The organism is Pseudomonas sp. NBRC 111133, assembly GCF_001320605.1.
GTDB classification, from domain to species: domain Bacteria; phylum Pseudomonadota; class Gammaproteobacteria; order Pseudomonadales; family Pseudomonadaceae; genus Aquipseudomonas; species Aquipseudomonas monteilii.
The window spans coordinates 1-9739 of the sequence record NZ_BCBJ01000107.1; the positions used below are offsets into that span (position 1 = coordinate 1).

8 protein-coding genes are annotated in these 9739 nt (G+C 64.2%); 4 read left to right on the forward strand and 4 right to left on the reverse strand.

All coding sequences use genetic code 11. The annotated features are described in order from the left end of the window. The first annotated feature begins 54 nt into the window (after window positions 1-54). Complete coding sequence (locus APH36_RS24245) at window positions 55-1665, forward strand: PvdJ/PvdD/PvdP-like protein (protein ID WP_082426449.1); 1611 nt, start codon at window positions 55-57, stop codon at window positions 1663-1665. Window positions 1666-1720: 55 nt separating this feature from the next. On the opposite strand, the gene APH36_RS24250 is transcribed toward APH36_RS24245, so the two are convergent. Genes APH36_RS24250 through APH36_RS24260 form a run of 3 tightly spaced genes read right to left on the reverse strand, consistent with a single transcriptional unit; the run spans window position 1721 to window position 6286 of the window. Continuing rightward, entirely contained in the window at window positions 1721-3139 is a 1419-nt protein-coding gene (locus tag APH36_RS24250) for an efflux transporter outer membrane subunit (RefSeq protein ID WP_060500793.1), read from the reverse strand. Continuing rightward, window positions 3136-5103 carry a MacB family efflux pump subunit gene (locus APH36_RS24255; protein ID WP_060500795.1) on the reverse strand — a complete coding sequence of 656 codons (1968 nt, stop codon included), beginning with the start codon at window positions 5101-5103 and terminating at the stop codon, window positions 3136-3138. The genes APH36_RS24250 and APH36_RS24255 overlap by 4 nt, the downstream gene beginning before the upstream one ends. Window position 5104: 1 nt before the next feature. Continuing rightward, a complete protein-coding gene (locus APH36_RS24260) occupies window positions 5105-6286 on the reverse strand; it encodes an efflux RND transporter periplasmic adaptor subunit (protein WP_060500796.1) in 1182 nt (393 codons plus the stop codon). A gap of 230 nt (window positions 6287-6516) precedes the next feature. Between APH36_RS24260 and APH36_RS24265 the strand changes: the two genes are divergently transcribed. Then, window positions 6517-7017 (forward strand): sigma-70 family RNA polymerase sigma factor, encoded by a 501-nt coding sequence (locus APH36_RS24265; RefSeq protein WP_060500798.1) that lies wholly within the window; start codon window positions 6517-6519, stop codon window positions 7015-7017. Between the two features lie 37 nt (window positions 7018-7054). Here the strand turns inward: APH36_RS24265 and azu are convergent, their stop codons facing one another. After that, a complete protein-coding gene (gene azu, locus APH36_RS24270; protein ID WP_060500800.1) occupies window positions 7055-7516 on the reverse strand; it encodes an azurin in 462 nt (153 codons plus the stop codon). A gap of 299 nt (window positions 7517-7815) precedes the next feature. Between azu and APH36_RS24275 the strand changes: the two genes are divergently transcribed. Both APH36_RS24275 and APH36_RS24280 read left to right on the forward strand, forming a co-directional pair. After that, window positions 7816-8295, forward strand: coding sequence for a response regulator (locus APH36_RS24275; RefSeq protein WP_060500802.1), 480 nt, complete (start codon window positions 7816-7818; stop codon window positions 8293-8295). A gap of 72 nt (window positions 8296-8367) precedes the next feature. After that, on the forward strand, window positions 8368-9693 hold the full coding sequence (locus APH36_RS24280) for an MFS transporter (RefSeq protein WP_060500803.1): 1326 nt from the start codon (window positions 8368-8370) through the stop codon (window positions 9691-9693). The last annotated feature ends 46 nt before the right edge of the window (window positions 9694-9739 follow it).

Consider the following 9739-nt stretch of genomic DNA (forward strand, 5'->3'; position numbering starts at 1 on the left):
TCGCTTCCTCAACCATTCGTTTTCGCAGCAGGAGTCACGTCATGAGTACAGTGGATGAAAGTGTCACGTCGTAAGATCCTGGCGGGCCTGGTGGCCGCCGGTGTAGCACTGCCTGCCGGGTATTACGCACGGCAGGCGTGGCAGCGGGCCGAGGAAGCGGAGCTGAGCAGTGACGAGCCTGCGGTGCCGGTCGATGACCTGCCCAATGCGCTGTTGGGTGAACGGCTGGTCGGGATCTGGGACTGGCGCATGACGAGCGATCACCCGGCGCTGGCCGGGCTGGCCCGACCGCAGCAGCTGCTGCTCGACGTAGGGCAGGGTGCCCGTGCCTTGCGCGGCTACCTGGGTACTGCGCCCTATGGCGGTCAGGGTTTGCAGGTATACGGCCCGTTGGCTGCCGACCGGCTGCCGAAGGTGCAACTGAAGATGATGGCGGGTTCTGGCGAGGCCTATGACTGCGATGCCGTGCTGGATGAGATATGGGGCGACTGGAGCGAGGGGGGAGGCAGCGCGACCCTGAGTGGGCACGTGCGCCTGGCAGGGACGCAGGCAGGGCATTCCGGGGCGCAGGCGAGCTTTGTCGCCGTCCGCCGACCGTTCGTGCTGGCACGTGAGCGGCTGCCGTACGTGGCGGCGCTGCACGAGGACCTGATTTCACCGCAGCGTCGCTACTATCACCAGCTCTGGCACGCCAGCCGCGATCGCTGGCACCGCATCGATGAATCCCGGCGGCAGATGGTGCGTGCGCTGGGTTGGCAGGTCGGCCCGTTGGGCAAGGAGCGCAACGCACGCGGGCATGATCGCCATCGCAACGGCTCCGGCGAGGATTTTCTGTTCATGCATCGGCACATGCTGCATGGCGTGCGCGAGGTCCAGGACCTGCGTTCCTGGGCAAGCCTGCCTGCGGCACGCCCATCGATCGGGCAGGGCGTTCAGGCGTTTTTCGATTACCTCGACAACCGCGACGGCTACAGCGTCCCGCCCAACTGGCAGGCGGCCGGCGATGAAGCCTTCAGCCAGTGGCTGTACTACGTCAAGAGCAGCCAGGGGCTGCACGCCAACTTCCAGCTGTGGGAAGCCCAGCTGCATGATCCGCAATACCTCAGCACCCTGTGTCTGGGAGAGTTGGGTTCACGCATCGAATTGGGCATCCATGATTGGCTGCACATGCGTTGGGCATCCCTGGGGCGTGACCCGAACTCGGATTACCCGATGCCTTACGGGCGTCGCAACTACGATTTTTCCGAGCGCTGGTTCCGCGCCGAGAACGACTTCCTAGGCGATCCGTTTTCCTCCCACGTCAACCCGGTGTTCTGGGCCTTTCATGGCTGGATCGACGACCGCCTGAACGATTGGTACCTGGCCCACCAGCAGGCGCACCCAGGGGAAGTGAAGCCGCAGATGATCGATGGTATTCCGTGGTTTGCACCAGGGCGCTGGGTGCGTGTGGCCGAGCCTTGGCTGGGGCCTACGCGTGAAGGTTGCGGTGCCTGGGGGCTGGGCAATGGCGGCGGCACCGGGAAACTGGACATCGAGACCATGAAGCTGGCCTTGCAGGTCATTTTCAGCCCTGAAGAAGACGGCGATCGCCTGGCCAGCAGGGTGCCTCAGCGGCCTTGGTATGCCCGCCATCTGGCACCCGGCCCGCGACGTGGCGGTTTGTAGTGGTGACGATTTTGGGCTGGTGTTGCAGCAGGTAGGGCGCCGGTCAGGGGCTTGCCTACCTCGCTGTCATCAGTGTGTCCGACGCCGTCCAGCCGCCGCCCAACGCCTTGTAAAGCGCAACACTGGCCTGCAAACGCGCCTTGCGCAGCCGTACCCGTTCGGCCTGTGCTGTAAACAGGCTGCGTTGCGCTTCCAGCACGCTGAGCAGGTCTTCGGCCCCGGCCCGGTAGCGGTTCTCGGCCAGGTCGAAGGCACGTTGCGCCTGGGTGAGCGCTTCATGCTGCCAGTGTGTCTGGCGGTCCAGGCCGTCGACGCTGTTCAAGGCCTTCTCGACTTCGCCGAAACTGGTGATCAGCACGTTGCGATAGGCCTCGAGCAGCTCGTCCTGGCGAGCGATGGCGCGATCACGCTCGGCGCGCAAGGCGCCATTATTGAAAATGGGCGCCGTCAGACCGGCACCGAGGTTGAGCGCCGGGTTGCGCAGCAGGTCGATGGCTTTTCTGTCGCCAGTGGCCAGGCTGGCCGTCAAGCTCACCGTGGGGAACAGTGCTGCCCGCGCAACGCTGACATCCGCCTGAGCCGCCGCCAGGCGCGCCTCTGCGCCAGCGATATCCGGGCGGCGCGTCAGCAGTTGGCTGGGAATGCCGGCGGCAATGCTCGGGCCGCTCAGTTGATCGAAAGGCTGATCGGCCAGTTCAAGCGCCTGCACCGGCGCGCCAAGCAGGGTTGCCAGGGTGATCTGCGCATCGCGGGCCTCTTGTTGGTAGAGCGGTAACTGTTGTCGCTGGTTGGCCACAAGGCTCTCTTGCTGTGCCAGTTCCAGGGCAGTCGACGACCCGGCCTGGAATCGTGTGCGCACAAGGCTCAGGACCTTCTCGGCGTTTTCCAGGTTAAGCGCGGCGATGCGTGCCTGCTCACGAGCGGCGAGGGCGCTCAGGTAAGTATCGGCAACGCTGCTCGTCAGGCTCAGTTCGAGCGTGTCTCGGTCACGTGCAGTGGCTTGCAGGCCAAGGCGGGCACTGTCACGCGCAGCGGCATTTTTACCCCAGAAGTCCAGCTCGTAGCGGGTCGTCAGGGCCGTGTTGAAGTAGCGGTAGGTCCGCTCGCGGTTCGACGTGTCCTGCTCGCTGTACCCTTGGCCTCGTAGCAAGCGCTGGTGATAGGCGTCGGCGCTGGCGTCGAGGCGCGGTAGCAGGGGGGCGCCGGCAATACGCAGGTCGGCCTGTGCCTGCCTGACCCTGGCCATGGCGGCGCGCAGGTCATGGCTGCCCTGGCGAGCCTGCTCGATCAGTTGGCTCAGTTGAGCGCTATTGAACGTTGTCCACCACTGCGCGGAGGCCGCCGTGCCGCCAGCCGGACTTTGCCAGCTGGCAGGTGCAGCGATACCGCTGTCCAGTGGCGCGGGGGTGTGGCTGCAAGCACTCAGGATGGTCAGCAGCGGTAGCAGTAAAAACGGGGTTCTGGTCATGGTCATTCACTGGTCAGGGCGGCGACAGGGTCGAGGGCGGCGGCTTTGCGCGCGGGCATGAAACCGAAGATGACGCCCGTGGCTACCGAGCAGGCGAAGGCACCCACTATCGCCAGGGCAGAAAACGCCACGGCCACCTTGGCCAGGCTGAGAACCACGCCGATCAGCAACGCCAGGCAGACGCCGATCAGGCCGCCGGTCAGCGAAAGCACCACGGCTTCAGTCAGGAACTGGCGCAGGATGTCGCGCTGTCGGGCGCCGGTGGCAATGCGGATGCCGATTTCGCGGGTGCGTTCGCGGACGGTCATGAGCATCACGTTCATGACGCCGATCCCGCCGACCAGCAGCGAAATGGCGGCAATGGCGCCAAGCATCAGGGACAACTCGTTGCGTGTCGCCGCCTCGGCCTGGATCATCGCCGCGCTGTTGTCGATCTCGAAGTCTTCAATGCCACCGTGCAGGCTCAGCATCAGTTGGCGTATTGCGCGTTCTGTGTCATGCACCTGGGTGCTGTCGGCGGCACCGATGATCACGTATTCCGGGTGTTGCGTGCCGGAAAGACGTATGGAAACCGCTGAGTACGGCACGGCGATGCGCAGGTCGTTTCGCTGGTTGGCGCCACTGGAGCCTTTGCTGGCGAGCACGCCGATCACCTGAAACGGCACGTTCTCGATGAGGATGTACTGGCCGATCGGGTCCTGGCCGTCGACGAACAGCTTCTTGCGCACCTCCGAGCCGATCACCGCCACGGTCGCAGCCGTGGCCAGGTCGTTGTCGGTAAAAAAGCTGCCTTCGCTGACGGGCCAGCTCATCAGCGTCGGGAACACAGGCGAATAGCCACCGATGGTCGACTCCAGGTCACGATTGCCAAAGCGCACCTGCGCCTCCACTGTCATGGCCGGCATGATGGACTTCACTTGCGGTAGCTCGGCCAGCGCCTGCACGTCGCTGAGGCGAACGTTGCCGGGCGGAGCGCGCGGTGTTGGAGGGGCACCGTTCATGAAGATGATGTTCGAGCCGAACGCGCCCATCTGGGCCATGACCTGGCGCTTGCTGCCTTCACCCACCGCCAGCATGACGACCACCGACGCGACGCCGATGATGATTCCCAACAGGGTCAGCGCGGTGCGTGTGCGGTTGCTCCACATGACCCGCCAGGCGGCTTGCAGGGCGTCCCGGGTTTCGCCCAGCCATGGGCTGCCCTGGCTGTCGGCACGCACCAGGCGCCCGGCCAGATCGACGGCTTGCAGCGCACCTGGGCGACGCGGTGGCGGCGCCTGGTCGGCGCCGCTGTCACTGATCACTTCGCCGTCGCGGATCTCGATGATGCGCTGCGCCCGAGCGGCCACATCGCGGTCGTGGGTGATCAGGATCACCACATGGCCTTGCTCGGCCAGTTCATCCAGCAGGCGCATGACCTCGGTGCCGCTGTGGCTGTCCAGCGCACCGGTGGGCTCGTCCGCCAGGATGATGTGGCCGCCGTTCATCAATGCCCGGGCGATGGACACCCGTTGTTGCTGGCCGCCTGAAAGCTGGCGCGGGCGATTGCCGGTGCGCTCGCCCAGGCCCAGGCGTTGCAGCAGGGCCTTGGCCCTTTCGGCGCGCGGGGCCGCCGTGGTTCCGGCGTAGATCGCCGGCATCTCCACGTTCTCCTGCGCCGAGGCGGAGGGGATCAGGTGATAACCCTGAAACACGAACCCGAACGCTTCGCGGCGCAACCAGGCCAGTTCGTCATTGCTCAGGCCGGCAACATCCTGGCCGGCGAAGCGATACTGCCCGGCGCTTGGGCGGTCGAGGCAACCCAGGATGTTCATCAGGGTCGACTTGCCAGAGCCTGAGGTGCCGACGATGGCGATGAATTCGCCGGCATGGACTTTCAGGTCGATGCCGCGCAACACATCGACCTTGGGGCTGTCGCCGCCCCCGTAGGATTTGCGGATGCCGACCAGCTCTATCAGCGGAGTGCTCATGTCAACCCTCACCGCCGACAGGGCCGATCAGCAGTTTGTCACCTTCGGCAAGCCCATCGAGTATCTGCACGCGCAGGCGGTCGCTGAGCCCGGTACGTACCTGGCGCGTCTGTACGTCGCCTTTGCCGGTCAGAACATGGGCAGTCTGCAGCCCCTCGCCCTGGCCGCGTCCCTGAAGCGCCGCGATGGGCACGGTCAACACATCCTTGGCAGATCCGGCGACGAAGAACACTTGGGCAGTCATGTCGGCCATCAGCGCGTTGTCATCGTTGTCGACATCCAGCAGCACGGTGTAGAGCACCACGCGGCCGGTCCCGCTGCCGCTTGCCGTACCGGCGGCAACCGGGCTGCCGCCGCCCTGGCTGAGCTGATCCAGCGGTTTGGGCGGGATCGGCAGAATCTGCCTGACGGTGCTGGTCCAGCGCCTGCCGCCGCTGCCCAGGGTGGTGAAGTAGGCTTGCATGCCGGTCTTGACCTGGCCGATGTCGGCTTCAGAGACCTCGGCCCATACCGTCATCGGCGACAGCTTGGCGATCCGCAGGATCAGCGGGGTGCGCTGTTGCGCGTTCAGGGTTTGCCCTTCTCGGGCATCGACAGCGACCACGGTACCGCCGATCGGGGCGTAGATGCGGGTGTAGCCGAGCTGAGCCTGCGCGCTGCGCAACGTGGCCTGCGCCTGGAGAATCTGCGCCTCATACATGTCGATGCGCGCCTGGGTTGTCAGCACCTTGGCCTGGGCCGTCTGCACATCCTCTTCGCGCGTGGCGCCGTCGCTGGCCATCCGCTGCTGGCGACGCAACTGTTGTTCGGCCAGGAGATGCTCGGCACGCTGCTCCTTGACCTGCGCTTTCAGGGTCTGGATGGCATAGCGCTCGGCATCCAGCTGGGCCTGTTGCGTGGCAGGGTCGATCTCCACCAGCAGTTGCCCCTGCTTGACGGTGTCACCGACTTCTACGTGCAACGTGCGGATCTGCCCGGAGGCCTGCGCGCCCACGTCGACGTACTGACGGGGCTGCAGGGTGCCCAGCGCGGTGACACTGGATTCGATGTTGCCACGGCTGACGCTGACGAATGGCCGCTGCTCGGCCTCGCCGGGCAACAGTTGCCAGGTGGCGAATGCGGCCACCGGAATAAGGCACAGCGCGAGCGTTACGGCACGACGGGTAAGGCGTTGAGGGATCATGCAGGATTTCCGACCATGAGAGGGCCGCTGTCACCAAGGATCAGCTAGGGAGGCTGCCGATTAAACGAAAGCGATCAGCGCGGATTTAGCGGGGAACGCGCGTTGCGGGCGTGGAAATGTAACAACGTCTTTAAGCTTGATGAGAATTATTATATTTTATGCGCCAGCGGTGCCATTACTTGGCCTGCAGCGGTCTTCTATCATCATCGGACAACAGGGAAAGCGCTTCGATGCCGTCTTCGGGTGTACTGCTCGAGCATTACTACCGTGAACTGGTCGGGTTCCTTCGTTCGCGTCTGGGTAGCCACCATGCTGCTGAAGATATCGCGCAGGAGGCGTATCTGCGGGTACTCGAGCGGTGTGACGACACGCAGATCTCCCATCCCCGCGCTTTCCTTTACCGCACCGCCCTTAACCTGGTCACCGATGGACATCGGCGCAACCAGCTTCGTCGCGCCGAGCCTCTGGAGGTTCTGGAAACCGATGAGCGGTTCTTCGTCGCCCCCGTGCACGGCGCCTGTCGCCAGGAAGAACGCCTGGAGTTGCTGCAGCGTGCAGTGGCGCAGCTGAGCGAAACCTGCCGGGCGTGCTTCTTGCTGCGCAAGCTCGAAGGTCTGTCACATGCGGAGATTGCCACGCGTCTGGGCCTGTCCAAGGCCATGGTGGAGAAGCACATCGTCAACGCCATGAAGCATTGCCGGCTGCGTATGCGTGAGTGGGCCGAGGCCTGAGCGCACGTTCGGCTTGTCGGCCCACTTTTCGATAGCGTCAGCTGCCTGACGAGGTACCGAATGTGAGGGTGCCCTTCATCATGGTGGAGTGGAAAGGGTAGGAGCAGAAGAACGCGTACGTCTGGCCTGCCTGCAGCATGCCGGTGTCGAAAGTGACCGAATCTTTTTCGCCACCACCGATCAGTCGGGTATGGGCGAGCACGCGCTTGTCGCCCGGCTGGAGGTAGTTATCGGCCTCACCTGCCGCAGCGCCATCGGTGGTCACGCCTTTGATGTCGTCCTTTTTGGCCAGCACCCAGTTGTGGCCCATGATATTCCTGGGCAGTGTGCCGGTGTGCAGCAAGTTAACGGTAAAACGTTGGCAGGTCTGCGGTACGGTGATCGTTTTCAGGTCGTAGGTCATCTGGTCGGTACTGTGAATGTCTACCGAACAGGGCTCGGCGGACCATGCGACGCTGGACAGGGTCAGGGCGAAAAAGGCTAGGGCCGGGCGAAACATCTGGGTTCTCCGCGAATGTAAGAGGCGATGCCTTGGGGCATGAGCCTCCTTTAAACGAAGTGCGAGCGTCTGGGTTTAGGCGCGCGGTTACCTGCACGGCTTGATGGGGTGAGCGCAAGTGGCATACCGGAGTACCGGGCTAAAGTCAAATGCAAATTCCGTCAGTCAATCACTTGATTTATGCGGCGTTCCCGACTTCTATCAAAGTAGACCGCTGCCAGGCATGGCCTTGGCATGAGCCTTAACGGGCGCAGTAAGGTCATGGAATGTACCCATTACCCAGCTGCCCAGGCCCGACCATGGCAAACAAGACCCTGCGCATTCTCATTGCCGATACCCACCCCTGCCAGCGGTTGCAGCTGGAGCGGCTGCTCAATGGCCTGGGCTACTACCGGATCGCCCCCGTTGACAGCTTCGAGGAGCTGCAGCGTTTGGTGCAGTGCGCCTTGCAGCCTTTTCACTTGCTGCTGGGCAATATCGAACTGGCCAGCCATGCCGGGGTAGACCTGGAGCGTTTTTGTCGCGTCAGTACCCAGATCCAGCACGCCCTGCTTTACCATTCCAGCCAGTTGAAAGTGCCTGCGGTACCGCAGGCCGAGCGCCAGGCGGTCAGTCTGAGCCTGCCGCAGGTGCCCGACAACGAGGCGCTGGAGTCATTCATGGCGATCATCGACGGACCGATGCTGGTCGGCAAGTTACCGCTGCCGGGCGCCATGCCGACGGCTACGGCCAGGCCACGGCCGCGGGCCAACTTCGTGCACACGGTGTTCAACCGCTAGCGGCGCAGCAGGCGGGGCAACGGGGCAGCTATTTGCTATCCTCTTGCCCTTTGCCGATTTGCGGACCCTGCCATGACTGCCATCGATACCGCTCGCCCGCCCCGGTTCAGCCGCGGCGACCATCGGACCCTGGGCCTGGCGGCACTGGGTGGCGCGCTGGAAATCTACGACTTCATCATTTTCGTATTTTTTGCGCTGACCCTCAGCCAGCTGTTCTTCCCGCCCGAGATGCCAGAGTGGCTGCGCCTGCTGCAAAGCTTCGGGATCTTCGTCACCGGCTACCTGGCGCGGCCGCTGGGCGGCATCCTGATGGCGCACTTCGCCGACCACCTGGGGCGCAAGCGGGTGTTCAGCCTGAGCATCCTGATGATGGCACTGCCATGCCTGCTGATCGGGGTAATGCCGACCTACGCCGACATCGGCTATGCCGCGCCGTTGATCCTGCTGGCGCTGCGCATCCTCCAGGGCGCGGCCGTGGGGGGCGAGGTGCCAAGTGCCTGGACCTTCGTCGCTGAGCACGCGCCTGCCGGGCGGCGTGGGTATGCCTTGGGCTTCTTGCAGGCCGGGCTGACCTTCGGCTACCTGCTGGGGGCACTGACCGCGACGTTGCTGGCGCAAGTGTTCTCGCCGCAGGAAATCCTCGATTACGCCTGGCGCTACCCGTTCCTGCTGGGTGGCGTGTTTGGTGTGATTGGCGTGTGGCTGCGCCGCTGGCTCAGCGAAACACCGGTGTTCCTTGCCCTGCGTGCGCGCCAGGAACAGCCGGTGAAATTCCCGCTGCGGCGGGTGCTGGGCGAGCACCGCCGGGCGTTGATTCCGGCGGCATTGCTGACCTGTGTGCTGACCTCGGCCGTGGTGGTGCTGGTGGTGATCACCCCCACGGTAATGCAGCAACGCTTTGGCATGAGCGCCGGGCACACCTTCGCCCTGAGCAGCGTGGGTATTGTTTTCCTCAACATCGGCTGTGTGCTGGCCGGGCTGCTGGTTGACCGCGTGGGTGCCTGGCGTGCGCTGATGCTCTACAGCCTGTTGCTGCCGCTGGGTATCGGTGCGCTGTACGCCAGCCTGGTGGGGCAGTGGGAGATGACCTGGCTGGCTTATGCGCTGGCGGGGCTGTCCTGCGGCGTGGTCGGTGTGGTGCCGTCGGTGATGGTTGGACTGTTCCCGGCCGAGATTCGCGTGTCGGGCATTTCCTTCACCTACAACGTGGCCTACGCGCTGTGGGCCAGTACCACGCCGCTGGCGCTGATTGCGCTGATGCCGTGGAGCCCGTGGGTGTGTGTCGGTTTTTGTCTGGTCATGGGCACGGCGGGGCTGCTGACAGCCTTGTATTTCGGGCATCGGGAGCCATTGGCGTTCGCGGCGGAGCCGATGCCGATCATGTGTGGTGACAAATGAGCCGGTGCATGTCTTGGGTTGTGCAGCAGGGCATAAACCGAGCGCC